The organism is Sphingomonas sp. DBB INV C78 (genome assembly GCF_042693015.1).
GTDB lineage: Bacteria > Pseudomonadota > Alphaproteobacteria > Sphingomonadales > Sphingomonadaceae > Sphingomonas_E.
Map to the genome: position 1 here is coordinate 1 of NZ_CP170544.1, position 15,381 is coordinate 15,381.

Sequence of the window (15,381 nt, forward strand, 5' to 3'; positions counted from 1 at the left end):
TTGCGATCCGTCGTGCCTGCTCTGGGGGTCAATTTTGAAGGGACCGACGTGACTTCAGCCGCTTCGTTTCTTTCTGCGCAGGATATGTTGGAAGCGGATTCCGCTCCGTCGCCCTTTGAGGCGGCGTGGGAAGCGATTCGGACGAGTCTGCGTCGCACCTGCGGCGCGCGCACTTTTGACGGCTGGTTGAAGCCGGTGACGCTGGTCGGATTCGATTCGGATGATTCGACCGTGCGCCTGGCCGCGCCGTCGGACTTCATGGCGAACTGGGTGGAAACACATTTCGCCGAGCAACTGCTCCAGGCGTGGCGGGCCATGCTGCCGCAGGTCGGCAAGGTGGTTATCGGCACCGACGCTCCGCGCAGTCCGCTGTTCGGCGGGGCCGCCGCGGCGGAAGCCGAGCCGATCGCGGCGCCAACTCCGGTGCCGGCCAACGCCAATGCCGCGGGCGCATCGGATGCTGCGGCCAACCCGTTGCCGCAGCACGCTTTCGAATCGCGCTACAGCTTCGATTCGTTCGTCGTCGGCAAGGCCAACGAGGTCGCGTACAACGCGGCCCGCACGCTGGCCGAGGGCGGGGCGCTGGGTTTCAACCCGCTGTTCCTCCACGGCGGTACCGGCCTCGGCAAGACGCACCTGATGCACGCCATCGGGCAGGAATTCCTCGCCCGCCAGCCGAATGCCCGCGTGATCTACATGTCGGCCGAGAAGTTCATGTACGAGTTCGTGGCGGCGATGCGCGCCAAGGACACGCACAGCTTCAAGGCGCGGTTGCGCGCGGCCGACGTGCTGATGATCGATGACGTCCAGTTCATCGCCGGCAAGGAATCGACGCAGGAAGAATTCTTCCACACGATGAACGAGATCATCTCGGCCGGGCGCCGGTTGGTCATCACCGCGGATCGCAGCCCGCAGGATCTGGAAGGGATCGAAAGCCGCATCCTCTCGCGCCTCGCCTGGGGCCTGGTCGCGGATGTCAATCCGGCCGATTTCGAACTGCGCCTCAACATCATCCTCAAGAAGCTGGAGGGGATGCCGCAGGCGCAGGTGCCGCAGGACGTGGTAATGTTCCTCGCCCGCCGGATCAGCGCCAATGTCCGCGAGCTGGAAGGCGCATTGAACCGCGTCGTCGCTTACTCGCTGCTGTCGGGCAAGCCGATCGACATGGAGTTCACGCAGGAGACGCTGGCGGACATGCTGCGCGCCACCCAGCGCCGGATCACCATCGACGAGATCCAGCGCCGGGTGTGCGACCATTATCGCATCAAGCAGTCCGAGATGTCGTCGGCGCGCCGCGCCCGCGAAGTCGCCCGGCCGCGCCAGATCGCGATGTACCTCGCCAAGCAGCTCACGCCGCGCTCGCTGCCCGAGATCGGCCGCCGTTTCGGCGGGCGCGACCATACGACGGTGATCCATGCGGTGAAGCAGATCGAGAAACTGCGCCAGACCGACGCGGAGCTCGATGCCGACGTGCGGCTGCTGATGCGGCAACTCGAGGGCTAACCCCAGGCGAGAACCCAGCCACCTTTCCAGCATTCTGAGGAGAGGCTGGTGCGTGTCGATGTCGACATTCAGGAAGAAGATGTTGATGGCGATTATGGCTTGGTGCCGGGCTTGCGTTTGACATGCCAAGAATGCGGACATTGGGTGTTGGTCTGCGGCACCAGCGACAAGTCCCCACGGCGGGGAGCTATCCTTCTTCGCGAGCAGTGTCCCGATGACAACTTTTATGACGTAGACTATTGGCTTTAGGCCGCATGTCGTATCTGTCGCCTAAGAAAAAGGCCCGCTGGTTTCAGCGGGCCTTTTGATTCCGGTCTGTCGCGGCGCCTCAGCCCTTTTCGGGCGGCGGGATGGTGATGCGCACTTCCTCGCCCGAGCGGCCCGGGAAGTTGGTGAACATCGCTTCGACGAGGTTCGGCACCAGCGCCGGCAGGCTGTCCGTCCGCGACCGCGCCTTGGCCTTGCCTTCGAACAGGCGCTGGCCGCCGGCGTTGTTGATCGTCATGTCCAGATAGCTGGTGTAATAGGTGTAGCTGCGGACGTCCGGATAGCCGTAGCCCCAGAACGGATCGTTCCAGCCATAATAGAAGGCCGAACGATAGCCAAAGCCGCCATAGGGATAGCCCCAGCCGCCATAACCCCAGCCGCCATAGCTGGGATAGGAGACGACCTTCTCCTTGCCCCCGTCCACGCCATAATCGAGCATCACGACCAACGTGGCCTGCGCCGGATCGACCGCGCGGGTATAGCCCTGCGCGAGCAGCCGCTGTTCGACCAGCGCGGCATATTGAGCGAATTCCAGCCCACCTTCATTGCGCGGGTTGAGTGCCTTGATGACGAAGCTTTGGCCCTGGGGCGCCGGCATCTGCTGGAACCGGGCGACATCCGCCCGGAACGGCGTGGCGCAACCCGACAAAGCCAGCATCGCTGCGGCGGGAGCGGCCAGGGTAATCATCCATCTAGGAAGCGACATGGTTTGGCGACCTCGCAAGGGGCTTGCACCCACACTATAACAACAGCCTAGCCTCGCATAGCCGGCCTGAACATCTATTGAACGCCGGGTGAACATTCGAGTTTCAAGTAGAAGACGCGGCTGGGGCTGGCCGCCGTGGGACGGGGCCCTTCAGGGGGACAACCGCGCCTTCCATCCCGATGACGGAATGGAGGCGCGATCACCTTGGCAGAATTTCGGAAAAATCGGCGGGGACGTGCGATCAGGCCCGCAGCCCCATCACCTTGTAAGCCGCCTCCAGCGTGGGCGCCGCGGCATCCCGCGCCTTGGCCGCGCCGACCGCCAGCAGACGATCGAGCTCGCCTGGATCGTTGCGCAGCTCGTCAAGACGGGCCTTCACCGGGCGCAGCGACTCGGCGACCAGATCCGCCAGCGCCGGCTTGAATGCACCGAAGCCCTGGCCGGCGTAACGCGCCAGCACCTGATCCACGCTTTCGTCCGCCAGCGCCGCATAGACGCCGACGAGATTGCGCGCCTCGGGCCGGCCGTTCAGCTCCTCGGCGGTGGCCGGCAGCGGTTCGGGATCGGTCTTGGCCTTGCGGACCTTCTGGACGATGAGGTCCGCGTCGTCCGTCAGGTTGATGCGGCTCATGTCCGAGGGATCGGACTTGGACATCTTCGCGGTGCCGTCGCGCAGGGACATGATCCGCGCCGCGGCCGGCGGGATGATCGGCTCGGGCAGGGTGAACAGTTCGACATCGAAATCGGTGTTGAACTTGGTCGCGACGTCGCGGGCCAGCTCCAGATGCTGCTTCTGGTCCTCGCCCACGGGAACGTGGGTTGCCTGATATAGCAGCACATCGGCGGCCTGGAGCACCGGATAGGCATAGAGCCCGACCGAGGCGCCTTCGCGATTCTTGCCGGACTTTTCCTTGAACTGCGTCATCCGGTTCAACCAGCCGATGCGGGCGGTGCCGTTGAGCAGCCAGCACAATTCGGCATGGGCGGGCACGTCCGCCTGGCTGAACAGGGTAGAGCGGAGCGGATCGACGCCGGCGGCGATCAAGGCGGCCGCCATCTCGCGGATGTTCGCGCGGAGCTGCGCCGGATCGTTATGGACGGTGATGGCGTGGAGCGAGGCGAGGAAGAAGAAGCACTGATCGCCTTCGCCCAGCCCGTCCTGCATCCGCACCCAGTTGCGGATCGCCCCCAGATAATTGCCGAGGTGGAGGTTGCCGGTGGGCTGGATGCCCGAGACGATACGCATCATGCTTCCTTCTTCTTGCGGCGGCGGGTGAGCAGCCGGATGCCTTCCTTGTCCATGCCGCCGAACAGATAAGCGGCGCCGAAATAGACGATTCCGCCGGCGCCGACGAGCGCCACCACGGAAACCATCCGCTTGCCGACCGATCCGGCGAACCAATCGTGCAGCAGCATCCTGAGACCCCAGAGCACCGCCACCATCACCAGGCCGGCGGCGATCTGACGGAAGATGCGCCCCCACAGCCAGCCTTCGATGCGGAAATGGCCGCGGGCGCGCAGGATGACGTAGAGCATCACGCAGTTGAGCCAGGAGCAGGCGGCAATCGCGAAGGCGAGGCCGTAGATGCCGAACGGCGGGATCAGCGCGAAATTGAGGACGACATTGGCGATCAGCACGATCGCGGCGGTCTTGACCGGGGTCTTGGTATCCTCGCGCGCATAGAAGCCCGGCGTGATGACCTTGACCAGCACATAGGCCGGGAGCCCCGAGACGATGATCGCGAGCACATTGCCTGTCACCATCGCGTCATGCGCGGTGAACTTGCCGCCCTGGAACAAGGCCGCGACCAGCGGGCCGGCGACCACCGCGAGCGCGAGCGCGGCGGGCAGGCAGAGGAGCATCGACAACTCGACCGCCTGGCCCTGCACCTTGGCGGCCTCGTCCGGTTCGCCCTTGGCAATGAAGCGGCTGATCTGGGGCAGGATCGCGGTGCCGAGCGCGGTGCCGATCACGGACAAGGGCAACTGGTTCAGGCGATCCGAATAATTGAGGTAGGACATCGACCCTTCGGGCAGCCGCGTGGCGAAGAAAGTGTCGATGAGTTGACTGATCTGATAGACGCCGGCGCCCAGGGTCGCCGGGATCACGACGACGAAGAACTGCTTCACGCCGGGCGTGAATTTGGGTCGGCGGAGGCGGAGCGAGACTCCGGCCTTGCGCGCGCTGTTCCACAAAAGGCCAAGCTGGAGGAAGCCGCCGACGGTGACGCCGACCGACAAGGCATAGGCCGACTTCACCCCGCCATCGGGCACGATGATGAGGGCTGCCAGCATGGCGACGTTGAGGAGCGCGGGCGCAAAGGCCGCGGCCGCGAACTTCGTCAGCGAATTGAGCACGCCCGAAAAGAGCGAGACGAGGCTGATCAGCAGCAGATAGGGGAAGGTGATCCGCGTCAGCGAGACGGTGAGATCGAACTTGGCGGGTTCGTCCGCATAGCCCGACGCGATCGCCCACACGAACAGCGGCATCGCCACTTCGAAGACGAGCGTGAACAGGAAAAGGGTGGGCAGGAAGACCGCCAGCACCTCTTCCGAGAATTTTCGCGCATCCTCGATCCCGCCCTCACCGTGAAGGCGCTGGCTGAACAGCGGCACGAAGCCTGCGGAGAAAGCGCCCTCGCCGAACAGGCGGCGGAAGGTGTTGGGCAGCCGGAACGCGACCAGGAAGGCGTCGGCAGCACCCGACGCCCCCATGATGCGCGACATCAGCATCTCGCGCGCGAAACCGAAGACACGGCTGACCATCGTCAGCCCGCCGATCGTGCCGATCGCCTTGATCAGATTCATGCGGAGATGCCGTTATCCGTTATGATCAGGCCTCGCCGGCCGTTTCGCCCGACTGGAGCGCCTGCGCCTGGGCCTGCTGCTGCATGTAGAGGCCACCGAAATCGATCGGCTCCAGCATCAGCGGCGGGAAATTGCCGTCGCGCACCGCATCGGCCAGCACACGGCGGGCGAAGGGGAAGAGCAGACGCGGCGCTTCGGCGAGCAGGAAACCCTGGACCTGATCCTGCGGCACGTTGCGCAGGCCGAACAGGCCGCCGAACAGCAGATCGACCTTGAACGCCACGCCCTGATCGGCCTTGGCGGTGACATCGATCTTGAGCGCGACTTCATGGACATCCTCGCCCAGCGTGTCGGCGCGGATGTTGAACTGCACGTCGATCTGCGGCTGGCCCTGCCACTGGTAGACCGCCGGTGCGTTCGGATTTTCGAAGGACAGATCCTTCACATATTGGGCGATCAGCCCGACTTGCGGCAGATTGTCGTCACCGTTCGCAAGTGTTTCGCCCGCGTCCACGAAGCCCTGTTCTTCGGCCATCCGAATTTGCCTTTTGATGTGATGGAATGCGCCGGGCGACTAGCAGTTGGGGAAGGGGAGGGCAATGGCGGCGACAGCTTGCCGCTACCGCTTTGGCACGCTTGGAAAGCGCCATTTGAAACATTGGCGCCACATCCCTATGTAGCGTTGGACAAGCGTAGCGGAGGTCCGGTGGAAACGATCATTATCCTGGCATTGGTGTTCGTCTTCGTCGCGATGAGGCTTTACAGCGTCCTCGGTCGCCGCACGGGGCATGAACAGCCGATCGCCAAGCCGGTCGAAGCCCAGCCCAAGCCGGCCCCGGTTGCGCGTTCCAGCGCCGATCTACCGTCGCAGCCCATCTCTGCCGAGCCGGCGATCGATGCGCGCGCCAATGAGGGCATTCGCGCCATCGTCGCCGCCGACCCCAATTTCGACGTCACCGCCTTTCTCGGCGGTGCGCAAGCTGCCTATCGCATGATCCTGGAAGCGTTCTGGAAAGGCGACCAGGAAGAGCTGGGCCGTTTGACCGACGACGGTGTCCGTGAGGATTTCGCCGAGGCGATCCGCCAGCGCGAGGAAGCCGGCGAGGTGCTGGACAACCGCCTGATCTCGATCGAGCGCGCGGTGATCGAACGCGCGCGTCTCGATGGCCAGATGGCGAGCATCACCGTCCGCTTCGATGCCGATATCGCTGCCATCACCCGCGATGCCGAGGGCAATGTCGTCGCCGGTTCGCTGAGCGATGCCGTGCCGACCCACGACGTCTGGACGTTCAGCCGGCATGTCCGCGCCGACGACCCCAACTGGATCCTGATCGAAACCGACGAGGCGGCGTGACCCGTCTCGTATTAGGGGGCGCGCTGGCCGTGGCGCTGGCGCTGACCGGCTGCGTCAGCCCCACCGCCCCATCGCCAAGCGCGCAACGCCCGGCGCCGGCCCGGCCCGCGCCGCCGACTGGTGCGGCGCCGTCCAGCCCCACGCCTGGCCCGGTGCGGACGACACGCACTATGGTGCCGACGGCGCCACCTGCGCTGACGACCGCGCCGGCAGGTGCTACGGCGCAGGCGCAAGGCGTGCGGCCAGGGCCTGCGGTCGATGCGCTCGGCATCACCGACGCGGAAGCGCGGTCGGCGCTCGCGGCGTTCCGCATCTCGTGCAAATCGCTGGTGCGCCGCACCGACAATAGCGGGCTGACGCGCGGGGGAGACTGGCAGCCGGCGTGCAACGCCGCCGCGGCAGCCGCCGACCAGGATGCGCGGGCCTTCTTCGCCAGCCAGTTCGAGACTGCCGTCATCGGCGAGGGCAAGGCCTTCGCCACCGGCTATTACGAGCCGGAGATCAAGGGGTCGCGGACGCGCAGCACGGGCTATGAGGTGCCGATCTACGGCCGGCCCGGCGATCTGGTAGAGGTCGATCTCGGGCTGTTCGCCGATGATCTGAAGGGCCGCCGCATCCGGGGCCAGGCCAAGGACGGCAAGCTGATCCGCTATCCCGATCGCGCCGCGATCGTCGGTGGTGCGATCGACGGCAACGCGCCGATCATCGCCTGGGCGGCTGATCCGGTGGAGTTCTTCTTCCTGCAGGTGCAGGGATCGGGCCTGCTGGAACTGCCCGACGGCAAGATCATGCGGGTCGGATACGACACCCAGAACGGCCGCGATTATACCGGCATCGGCGCCTATATGCGCGATCGCGGGCTGCTGAAGCCCGGCCAGTCATCGATGCAGGGGATCATGGCGACGCTGCGCGCGATGCCCGATGGCGGCGCGGCGGTGATGAACGAGAATAAGAGCTTCGTCTTCTTCCGCGAACTGTTCGGGCCGGGGCCGTTGGGCGCGCTGGGCCTGCCGGTGACGGGACGGACGACGGTGGCGGCGGACCCCGCCTTCGTGCCGCTGGGCGCGCCGGTGTTCCTGTCGGTCGATCGTGTCGAGGCGACGGGGTTGTGGGTGGCGCAGGATACGGGCGGCGCGATCAAGGGTGCCAACCGCTTCGATACCTATTGGGGCGCGGGCGAGGATGCGCGGCGCGTGGCGGGCGGCATGTCCGGCCGCGGCAATGCCTGGCTGCTGCTGCCCAAGGGCACCGTGGCGCGGCTGAACGGCAGCAGTTCCACTCCTGTGGCCGGTGGCGATGGCCGGACGACGTCTCGACGCTGAGGAGCATGCGCTCTGGCGCAAGGTGACGGCGACGGTGCGGCCGCTTCATATGGAGCCGGCTGCCGGCGCCGATCGCACTGATTCTTCGCTTCCGCCGCCTTCACCGGCGCAGGCCAAGGCGCGCGCGGTGCCGGAAACGGCGCGCCAGCGGGCCTTGGCGGTGCCCGACCGGAGTGCGGCCAAGCCTGCACCTCCTCCCGTCGACACGCTTGATGGTGGCTGGGACCGTCGGCTGCGGCGCGGCATCGTCGGCCCCGATCGCACGATCGACCTTCATGGTCATACGCTGGCGAGCGCCCACGCCGCTCTGGAGGCCGCGCTGGCGAGCGCGATTGCGGCGGACGCACGCTTGTTGCTGGTCGTCACGGGCCGCGCGCCGCGGGCCGGCGCGCCGGGGCGCGGGCTGATCCGCGCCGCCATCGGCGACTGGCTGGGCGCGTCGGGCTGGGCGTCGCGGATCGCCGCCGTGCGCAACGCGCATCCGCGCCATGGCGGTGCGGGCGCGCTTTATGTGATCCTCCGCCGACGGCGCTGAGGAACCTGCCGGACCGCTGCGCGTCTTGCCCCTGTGCAAGCAGGAGAACCGCCGGTGTCCCGACTTTCCGACGCCTATCTGGAAGGGGTGAACCCGATGGGACAGGGCATCGACGATCATGCCCATGGCGTGCCGCGGGACGATTGCCCCTATTCCCCTGATTCGGCGGAGGCCAAGGCCTGGCTGCAGGGCTGGGACCATGGCGAGCAGGCCGAAAGCGGCGAGGCCACCTGACCGCAGCGGAAACCATGTCCGGATAAACCGTTTCGGCAAGTTTCCGGCCGATATCGGCCACCGGCCATCATTCATTAACCCAAATCGGTGACAACATTCCGCGCGCCGGGACCGGGCGTGGCTGGGGAAGGGCGAACATCAACCCGATGGAAGGATTGTCGCTCAAGAGCCGCGCCGTAGCCTTTGCATTGTGCGCTGGCGCGCTCGTCTTCATTCTAGCATTGCTGGCGGGCACGACGGGTGCCAGCAGCCAGAAAAATATCTTCGCCGCCCTGGTGATCGCGCTCGTCTGCGGGGCGATGAGCTGGGCTTCGGCCGAGCGGGCCATTGCCGGCGTCGCCGACGCGATCGACAAGCTGGCGCTGCGCATCCGCGGCGCGGCCGATGGCGACCTGATGTCGCCGACGCCGCATCCCGTGCGGGAATCGCTGCCCGAACTGGCCGACGCGATGGACGGGCTGTTCGCGCAGGTGCGCGCCAATTTCGACAGCGTTCATACGCTGGCGATGTTCGATCCGGTCACCCAGCTTCCCAACCGTATCAATTTCCGCCGCAGCGCCGATCGGCTGCTCGCCAGCCGCGAAGGGCAGGACAAGGCGGCATTGCTGTTCATCGATCTCGATCGATTCAAGTTCGTCAACGACTGCCTTGGCCATGCCAGCGGCGATGAGGTGCTCGCCATGGTCGCCGGCCGATTGCGCCAGGTGGCCGGTCGCGCCCAGGCGGAGCCGGCGTCGGCGGGCGCGGCACCAGTCATCGGCCGTCTCGCCGGCGACGAGTTCACGCTGCTCTTTCCGCGGGTTCGCGACGCAGCCCATGCCGATCGGCTGGCGCGCCGGGCGCTCCATGCGTTGTCCGAGCCGTTTGTCATCGGCGGACACCAGATCGACGTCGGCGCGTCGATCGGCCTCGCCATCGCGCCTCAGCATGGCGCCGACCTGCCGAGCCTGATGCGCGCGGCGGACATCGCGATGTATCACGCCAAGGCGCAGGGGCGCCGGCAGGTGCAGCGCTTCGACGCGAAGCTCGATGCAGCAGCCGACGGCAGGCTGCGACTGGAGCGCGAATTGCGCCGGGCGGTGGAACGGGGCGAGTTCGCGCTGGCTTTCCAGCCGCAGGTCCGCATTCCGTGTGGCGAGGTGACGGCGGCGGAAGCCTTGCTGCGCTGGAATCACCCCGAAGACGGCCTCCGCATGCCGGCGACCTTCATTCAGGCGGCCGAGGAGTGCGGCCTGATCCGGGAAATGGGCGATTGGGTGCTGGAACGGGCGCTGAGGACACTGGCGGCGTGGCGCGACGCGGGGCTCAACCAGCGGATCACCGTCAATGTCAGCCCGCGCCAATTGTCCCACCCCGGCTTCTTCACGCGGTTGCGGACGCTGATCGCCGAGACGGGCGCACCGGCTGAACGACTGGAGATCGAAATCACCGAGACGCTGGCGATGCAGGGCAGCGATGCCGTGCTGGAAGGCCTGCAGATGCTCCGCGCCGAAGGTGTCGCCATCGCGATCGATGATTTCGGCACCGGCTATTCCAATCTGGCGCGGCTCAGGAAGATGCCCGTCGATCGCGTGAAGCTCGATCGCAGCCTGATTCAGGATATGGCCCATTCGGTCGAGGCGCGGACGCTCGTTCACTCCGTGATCACGCTGATCCACGGCATGGGATTCGAGGCGGTGGCCGAAGGCGTCGAGGAGCAGGACCAGATGGCCGTGCTGCGCGCGATCGGCTGCGACGCCATGCAGGGCTATGGCATTGCGCGGCCGATGGACGAAGCCGCCTATCTCCGCTGGATGGCCGACCGCGATAACGGGGCCAAGGCGACGGCTTAACGCAGCGCGGCGGTGATGACGTCTGCGTAGATGTCCGTCAGTGCATGAAGATCGGGGATAGCGACCGCCTCATCGAGCTTGTGCATCGTTGCGTTGCACAGGCCGAATTCCACCACCGGGCAGATTTTCGAGAGGAAGCGGGCGTCGGATGTGCCGCCGCTGGTCGAAAGCTCGGCCTCCAGCCCGGTCGCACGGCGGATCGCATCGGTGACGATATTGGAGAGCCGGCCGGGTTCAGTCAGGAACGCCTCGCCGGAAATCTTGGCTTCCAGCGTGCCGCGCGGCGCGTGGCGCAGCACCACCCCGCGCACGCGCTCGACGAGGTCGGCCCCGCTTTGCTCGTCGTTGAAGCGGATGTTGATCCGCGCGCGGGCCGCGGCGGGGATGACGTTGGTCGCGGGGTTGCCGACATTGATGTCGGTGATTTCCAGATTGGACGGCTGGAACCAGCGATTGCCCTGGTCGAGCGTCCAGCCGTCGATCTCGTTCAGGATGCGGACCAGCCGACTCACCGGATTGTCGGCGAGGTGGGGGTAGGCGACATGGCCCTGCGTTCCCGGCACCTCGATCCACATATTGACCGATCCGCGCCGGCCGATCTTGATCGTGTCGCCCAGTCGCGCCGAGGAGGTCGGTTCGCCCACCAGGCAGAGATCCGGGCGGATGCCGCGTTCGGCCATCCAGTCGATCAGGGCGACGGTGCCGTGCGTAGCCGGGCCTTCCTCGTCCCCGGTGATGATCAGGCTAAGCGTGCCGGCATGACCGGAAGCACGCTCGGCCGCTGCGATGAAGGCGGCGATCGCCCCCTTCATGTCCACCGCGCCGCGGCCATGCAGCAGATCACCGCGGACGACGGGGGTGAACGGGTCGGTTATCCAGCCGTCGCCGGCGGGGACGACATCGCTGTGGCCGGCAAAGGCGAAATGCGGGCCGCCTTCGCCGCGGATGGCGAAAAGGTTGCGGACCGGGCCGTCGGGCGGGCCGCCGTCCCAGAAGCTGTGGACGGTGAAGCCTATCGCTTGCAGTTCCTCGGCGATCACGTCCAGCGCGCCGGCATCGTTGGGCGTGACGCTGGGGCAGGCGATGAGGCGGCTGGCGAGGGCAACGGGATCGATCATGTTCGTCCGCCTAGCGACACGGCAGGGCTTTGCCTATCTTTATGAAGCCATGCCCAAGCTCGATCTGGAAGAGTTTCCGCTCACCAACCGCACCGGATATCCCGAGCCTTTCGCGCGTGCCGTGGAGGGCCGCTGGTATCGCCGGCTGGGGCCGGATTCGGGGCTGGAGGATTTCGGTGTGACCCATGTCACGCTGGCGCCGGGCGCATGGTCCAGCCAGCGCCACTGGCATGAGGATGAGGACGAGTTTGTCGTGATCCTTTCAGGCGAAGCGGTGCTGATCGAGGAAGGATCACGCGTCCTGATGCAAGCGGGCGACTGCGCTTCCTTCCCCAAGGGGGCGGCCAATGGCCATTGCCTGATCAATGAAAGCGACGCGCCGTGCGTGCTGATCGCGATCGGCCGCAAATCGGCGAGCGACTGCCATTATCCCGATGTGGATCTGCGGGTCGACGGGCCGAGCCAGACCTTCACCCGCAAGGACCGCACACCCTATTAGTTCGTCGTCAGCCTTCGACGGGCGCTTCGAACTTCTCGATCACCCAGGGTTCGGCATAGGCGCCTTCGAGCCATGCCTTGACGTGCTGGTGGGCCATCACCGCTTCCATATAGGGGTGGGCGAAGCGCGGCACCGGGATCGAGTAGGTGATGAAGCGGGTGATGACCGGTGCGAACATGATGTCCGCGGCGCCATAATCGCCGAACAGATAGGGGCCGGTGCCGCCGAAGCGGGCGCGGGCCTCCGCCCAGAGTTGGACGATGCGCATCACGTCGTGCGTCGTGCCTTCGCTCAATTCGCGCGGCGGGAAGCGCTTGCGGACGTTCATCGAATGCTCGCGGCGCAGGTTGGCGAAGCTGGAGTGCATCTCCGCGGACATGGATCGCGCCATCGCGCGCGCCGCATTGTCCTCCGGCCAGAATTTCTCTCGGCCTACCTGGTCGGCCAGATAGTCGATGATGGCGAGGCTGTCCCACACCACGACATCACCATCCCACAGGATCGGCACCTTGCCAGAGGAGGGGGCGAACTCATCGCCTTCGCGGCGCTTGTTCCAATCCTCGTCATAGAGGGGAACGACGATCTCCTCGAAATCCATGCCGGACTGCTTGACCGCAAGCCAGCCGCGCATGGACCAGGAGGAGTAGGCCTTGTTGCCGATGAAGAGCTTGAGCATGCGTTGCGGCATAGAGTGCCCAAGCCGCACACTCAACCGTCACCCTGAACTTGTTTGAGCTTCGCTCGCCTGCGGCTCCAGGGTCCACCGTGCCACAAGCGAAGTTTGCGCGGGCGAAGGAGTGGATGCTGAAACAAGTTCAGCATGACGGATTGGGTTAGCGGACCGAATCCAAAACGGCGGCCCGCAACTCTGCCATACCGAGGCCGGTTTCGCTCGACGTGACCAGGATTTCCGGGTGGGCGGCGACATGGGTGCGCGCCTCCGCCACGGTGCGATCGGTGACGGCGACCAGTTCGCTCGCCTTGATCTTGTCCGCCTTGGTGAGGACGAGATGGTAGGAGACGGCCGCCTCATCCAGCATCTTCATCACGTCGCGATCGACATCCTTGATGCCGTGGCGGCTGTCGATCAGCACCAAAGCGCGCTTCAGCACCGCGCGGCCGCGCAGATAATCGTTCACCAGGAAGCGCCACTTCTTCACCACGTCCTTGGGCGCCTTGGCGAAGCCGTAGCCGGGCATATCAACCAGGCGAAGCTGGAGCGGATCGCCCACGTCGAAGAAGTTGAGTTCCTGCGTGCGGCCCGGCGTGTTCGACGTGCGGGCGAGGCCGTTGCGGTTGGCGAGCTTGTTGAGCAGCGACGACTTGCCGACGTTCGACCGGCCGGCGAACGCCACCTCCGACACCATCGGATCGGGCAGGAAGTTGAGCGACGGCGCGGATTTCAGAAATGCGACCGGCCCTGCGAAGAGCCGGCGTGCATCCTCGATCAGCGCTTCGCGTCCTTCCTCGGGTGGGCCTGCGTCGCTCATGTCGTGCTTTCAGCTGCGTTCAGCGCCGGATGGCGGCTGTAGAGCCACTTCTGCTGGGCGATGGTGAGGAGGTTCGACACCGTCCAGTAAAGCTGCAGGCCTGCCGCGAACGGCGCCATGATGAACATGAAGATCCACGGCATGATCGAGAAGACCTGCTGCTGGACCGGGTCCATCGGGGCCGGATTGAGCTTGAACTGCAGATACATGGTGATGCCGAGCAGGATCGGCAGCACGCCGATCGCCAGGAAGTGGGGCGGCGTGAACGGCAGATAGCCGAACAGGTTGAGGACGGTCGCGGGATCGGGCGCGGACAGATCCTTGATCCACAAGGCGAAGGGCTGGTGACGCATTTCGATCGTCAGCATCAGCACCTTGTAGAGCGCGTAGAAGATCGGGATCTGGAGCAGGATCGGCAGACAGCCGGCGAGCGGGTTCACCTTCTCCTTCTGGTAGAGGGCGAGCAGTTCCTGCTGCTGCTTCTGCTTGTCGTCCTTATAGCGCTCCTGGATCTCCTTCATCTTCGGCTGCACGGCGCGCATTGCCGCCATCGAGGCGAACTGCTTCTGCGCGATCGGGAACATCAGGCCGCGGACGACGCAGGTGAGCAGGATGATCGCGACGCCGAAATTGCCGGCCAGCTTGAACAGCCAATCGAGCACATAGAAGATCGGCTTTTCGAACCAGATGAACCAGCCCCAATCGATCGCGCGATCGAAGTTCACGAAGCCCTGATGCTTCATATAGGCGTCGAGCACCGCAACTTCCTTGGCGCCGGCGAAGAAATGCGAGGTGGTTCGTGCCGCCTGGCCGGGACCGACCATCGCCACCGCGCCCGAGAAATCGGCCTGATAACGGTCGCCGCTGCCCTTGCGGAAGCCGCCGTCGAACGCCTTGTTCTGGGCCGGCACCAGCGCGGTCAGCCAATATTTATCGCCGAAGCCGAGCCAGCCGCCGGTAGAGTTGAAGCGCGGCGCTTCGCCGCCATCCAGGTTCTTGAAGTTGACGCTGTAGTTGGTCGAACCGCTGAAGGTGCCGATCGGGCCGGTGTGGATCGTCCAGCTATCGGGGTCCTTGCTGTGGCCGGTGCGGCTTACGAGCGCCCACGGACGCGCCGAAATGACATTCGGCGAGCTGTTGGCGACCTTCTGCTCGACGGTGAAGAGATAATCCTCGTCGACCGACAGCGCGATGGTGAAGAGCTGGCCCTGGCCGTTGTTCCAGGAAAGCGTGACCGGCTTGCCGGGTGCCAGCGTGGTGCCGTCGGCCGTCCACACGGTCTGGTCATTGGGCGCGGCGAAGCCGGTGCCCGAGAAGCCGAAGCCGGCGAAATAGGCGTCCGCCGTGCCGCTCGGCGACAGCAGGCGGACCGGGGGCGCATCCTTGGCAATCGTCTCGCGATATTTGACCATCACGAGATCGTCGATGCGCGCGCCCTTGAGGTTGATCGAGCCCTTGAGGCGCGGCGTATCGATGGTAACGCGGGGCCCCTCCTTCAGCACCACTTCGCGCGCGCGGACCGTGGCCGGAGCATCGGCCGGCGGGGTCGCGCCGGGGGCGGGGAGAGGCACCGACTTGCCGTCGACCACCTTCGTCGCGGGCGGGTTCGCCGGCGGGAAGAAATGGTTCGCGACGTACGGCCAGCCGAACAGCACCAGCAGCGACAATACGCACGCCAGCACCACGTTGCGCCAATTCTCCACCGATCAAGCT

16 protein-coding genes are annotated in these 15,381 nt (G+C 65.7%); 8 read left to right on the forward strand and 8 right to left on the reverse strand.

The genetic code is table 11. The features are described from left to right. The first annotated feature begins 84 nt into the window (after nucleotides 1-84). Together dnaA and ACFB49_RS00010 are read left to right on the forward strand one after the other, a co-directional pair. A complete protein-coding gene (gene dnaA / locus ACFB49_RS00005; RefSeq protein WP_380874598.1) occupies nucleotides 85-1,503 on the forward strand; it encodes a chromosomal replication initiator protein DnaA in 1,419 nt (472 codons plus the stop codon). A 48-nt stretch (nucleotides 1,504-1,551) separates the two neighbouring features. Next, complete coding sequence (locus tag ACFB49_RS00010) at nucleotides 1,552-1,752, forward strand: hypothetical protein (RefSeq protein ID WP_380874600.1); 201 nt, start codon at nucleotides 1,552-1,554, stop codon at nucleotides 1,750-1,752. Between the two features lie 79 nt (nucleotides 1,753-1,831). Here ACFB49_RS00010 and ACFB49_RS00015 read toward each other — a convergent pair whose 3' ends face one another. The 4 genes from ACFB49_RS00015 to secB form a co-directional block, all read right to left on the reverse strand. Next, the gene (locus ACFB49_RS00015) at nucleotides 1,832-2,476 is read right to left on the reverse strand and encodes a DUF4136 domain-containing protein (RefSeq protein WP_380874601.1); all 645 of its coding nucleotides are present in this window, start codon (nucleotides 2,474-2,476) and stop codon (nucleotides 1,832-1,834) included. Nucleotides 2,477-2,717: 241 nt separating this feature from the next. Beyond that, nucleotides 2,718-3,722: a tryptophan--tRNA ligase gene (gene trpS / locus ACFB49_RS00020; RefSeq protein WP_380880115.1), complete on the reverse strand. Its 1,005-nt coding sequence runs from the start codon at nucleotides 3,720-3,722 to the stop codon at nucleotides 2,718-2,720. Then, on the reverse strand, nucleotides 3,722-5,284 hold the full coding sequence (murJ, locus tag ACFB49_RS00025; protein WP_380874603.1) for a murein biosynthesis integral membrane protein MurJ: 1,563 nt from the start codon (nucleotides 5,282-5,284) through the stop codon (nucleotides 3,722-3,724). The genes trpS and murJ overlap by 1 nt, the downstream gene beginning before the upstream one ends. A gap of 25 nt (nucleotides 5,285-5,309) precedes the next feature. Beyond that, a complete protein-coding gene (gene secB, locus ACFB49_RS00030) occupies nucleotides 5,310-5,819 on the reverse strand; it encodes a protein-export chaperone SecB (RefSeq protein WP_380874605.1) in 510 nt (169 codons plus the stop codon). A gap of 171 nt (nucleotides 5,820-5,990) precedes the next feature. On the opposite strand from secB, the gene ACFB49_RS00035 reads away from it, so the two are divergent. The 5 genes from ACFB49_RS00035 (at nucleotide 5,991) to ACFB49_RS00055 (ending at nucleotide 10,561) form a co-directional block, all read left to right on the forward strand. After that, nucleotides 5,991-6,638, forward strand: coding sequence for a Tim44/TimA family putative adaptor protein (locus ACFB49_RS00035; protein ID WP_380874607.1), 648 nt, complete (start codon nucleotides 5,991-5,993; stop codon nucleotides 6,636-6,638). Further along, a complete protein-coding gene (locus ACFB49_RS00040; protein ID WP_380874608.1) occupies nucleotides 6,635-7,960 on the forward strand; it encodes a murein transglycosylase A in 1,326 nt (441 codons plus the stop codon). Before ACFB49_RS00035 ends, ACFB49_RS00040 begins: the two co-directional genes overlap by 4 nt. After that, entirely contained in the window at nucleotides 7,935-8,495 is a 561-nt protein-coding gene (locus ACFB49_RS00045; protein ID WP_380874610.1) for a Smr/MutS family protein, read from the forward strand. The genes ACFB49_RS00040 and ACFB49_RS00045 overlap by 26 nt, the downstream gene beginning before the upstream one ends. A gap of 54 nt (nucleotides 8,496-8,549) precedes the next feature. Then, nucleotides 8,550-8,729 carry an Rmf/CrpP family protein gene (locus tag ACFB49_RS00050; RefSeq protein WP_380874611.1) on the forward strand — a complete coding sequence of 60 codons (180 nt, stop codon included), beginning with the start codon at nucleotides 8,550-8,552 and terminating at the stop codon, nucleotides 8,727-8,729. Nucleotides 8,730-8,875: 146 nt separating this feature from the next. Continuing rightward, entirely contained in the window at nucleotides 8,876-10,561 is a 1,686-nt protein-coding gene (locus ACFB49_RS00055) for a putative bifunctional diguanylate cyclase/phosphodiesterase (RefSeq protein ID WP_380874613.1), read from the forward strand. Here the strand turns inward: ACFB49_RS00055 and dapE are convergent. After that, a complete protein-coding gene (gene dapE / locus ACFB49_RS00060) occupies nucleotides 10,558-11,679 on the reverse strand; it encodes a succinyl-diaminopimelate desuccinylase (RefSeq protein WP_380874615.1) in 1,122 nt (373 codons plus the stop codon). The genes ACFB49_RS00055 and dapE overlap by 4 nt on opposite strands. 49 nt (nucleotides 11,680-11,728) lie before the next feature. Here dapE and ACFB49_RS00065 point away from each other — a divergent pair, with 49 nt between their 5' ends. After that, entirely contained in the window at nucleotides 11,729-12,178 is a 450-nt protein-coding gene (locus tag ACFB49_RS00065; protein WP_380880117.1) for a cupin domain-containing protein, read from the forward strand. 7 nt (nucleotides 12,179-12,185) lie between these two features. Here the strand turns inward: ACFB49_RS00065 and ACFB49_RS00070 are convergent, their stop codons facing one another. From ACFB49_RS00070 to yidC, 3 genes are all read right to left on the reverse strand, one after another. Further along, the gene (locus tag ACFB49_RS00070; RefSeq protein WP_380874617.1) at nucleotides 12,186-12,854 is read right to left on the reverse strand and encodes a glutathione S-transferase family protein; all 669 of its coding nucleotides are present in this window, start codon (nucleotides 12,852-12,854) and stop codon (nucleotides 12,186-12,188) included. 157 nt (nucleotides 12,855-13,011) lie between these two features. Beyond that, on the reverse strand, nucleotides 13,012-13,668 hold the full coding sequence (yihA, locus tag ACFB49_RS00075) for a ribosome biogenesis GTP-binding protein YihA/YsxC (RefSeq protein ID WP_380874619.1): 657 nt from the start codon (nucleotides 13,666-13,668) through the stop codon (nucleotides 13,012-13,014). Next, nucleotides 13,665-15,371: a membrane protein insertase YidC gene (gene yidC / locus ACFB49_RS00080; RefSeq protein WP_380874621.1), complete on the reverse strand. Its 1,707-nt coding sequence runs from the start codon at nucleotides 15,369-15,371 to the stop codon at nucleotides 13,665-13,667. Before yidC ends, yihA begins: the two co-directional genes overlap by 4 nt. Nucleotides 15,372-15,381: the final 10 nt, after the last annotated feature.

Excerpts from the sequence above, each read along its gene's own strand:
- ACFB49_RS00015 (WP_380874601.1), bottom strand. The coding sequence starts at position 2,476 with ATGTCGCTTCCTAGATGGATGATTACCCTGGCCGCTCCCGCCGCAGCG.
- dnaA (WP_380874598.1), top strand. The coding sequence starts at position 85 with ATGTTGGAAGCGGATTCCGCTCCGTCGCCCTTTGAGGCGGCGTGGGAA.
- murJ (WP_380874603.1), bottom strand. The coding sequence starts at position 5,284 with ATGAATCTGATCAAGGCGATCGGCACGATCGGCGGGCTGACGATGGTC.
- ACFB49_RS00045 (WP_380874610.1), top strand. The coding sequence starts at position 7,935 with ATGGCCGGACGACGTCTCGACGCTGAGGAGCATGCGCTCTGGCGCAAG.
- yihA (WP_380874619.1), bottom strand. The coding sequence starts at position 13,668 with ATGAGCGACGCAGGCCCACCCGAGGAAGGACGCGAAGCGCTGATCGAG.
- secB (WP_380874605.1), bottom strand. The coding sequence starts at position 5,819 with ATGGCCGAAGAACAGGGCTTCGTGGACGCGGGCGAAACACTTGCGAAC.
- ACFB49_RS00070 (WP_380874617.1), bottom strand. The coding sequence starts at position 12,854 with ATGCTCAAGCTCTTCATCGGCAACAAGGCCTACTCCTCCTGGTCCATG.
- trpS (WP_380880115.1), bottom strand. The coding sequence starts at position 3,722 with ATGCGTATCGTCTCGGGCATCCAGCCCACCGGCAACCTCCACCTCGGC.
- dapE (WP_380874615.1), bottom strand. The coding sequence starts at position 11,679 with ATGATCGATCCCGTTGCCCTCGCCAGCCGCCTCATCGCCTGCCCCAGC.
- ACFB49_RS00055 (WP_380874613.1), top strand. The coding sequence starts at position 8,876 with ATGGAAGGATTGTCGCTCAAGAGCCGCGCCGTAGCCTTTGCATTGTGC.
- ACFB49_RS00065 (WP_380880117.1), top strand. The coding sequence starts at position 11,729 with ATGCCCAAGCTCGATCTGGAAGAGTTTCCGCTCACCAACCGCACCGGA.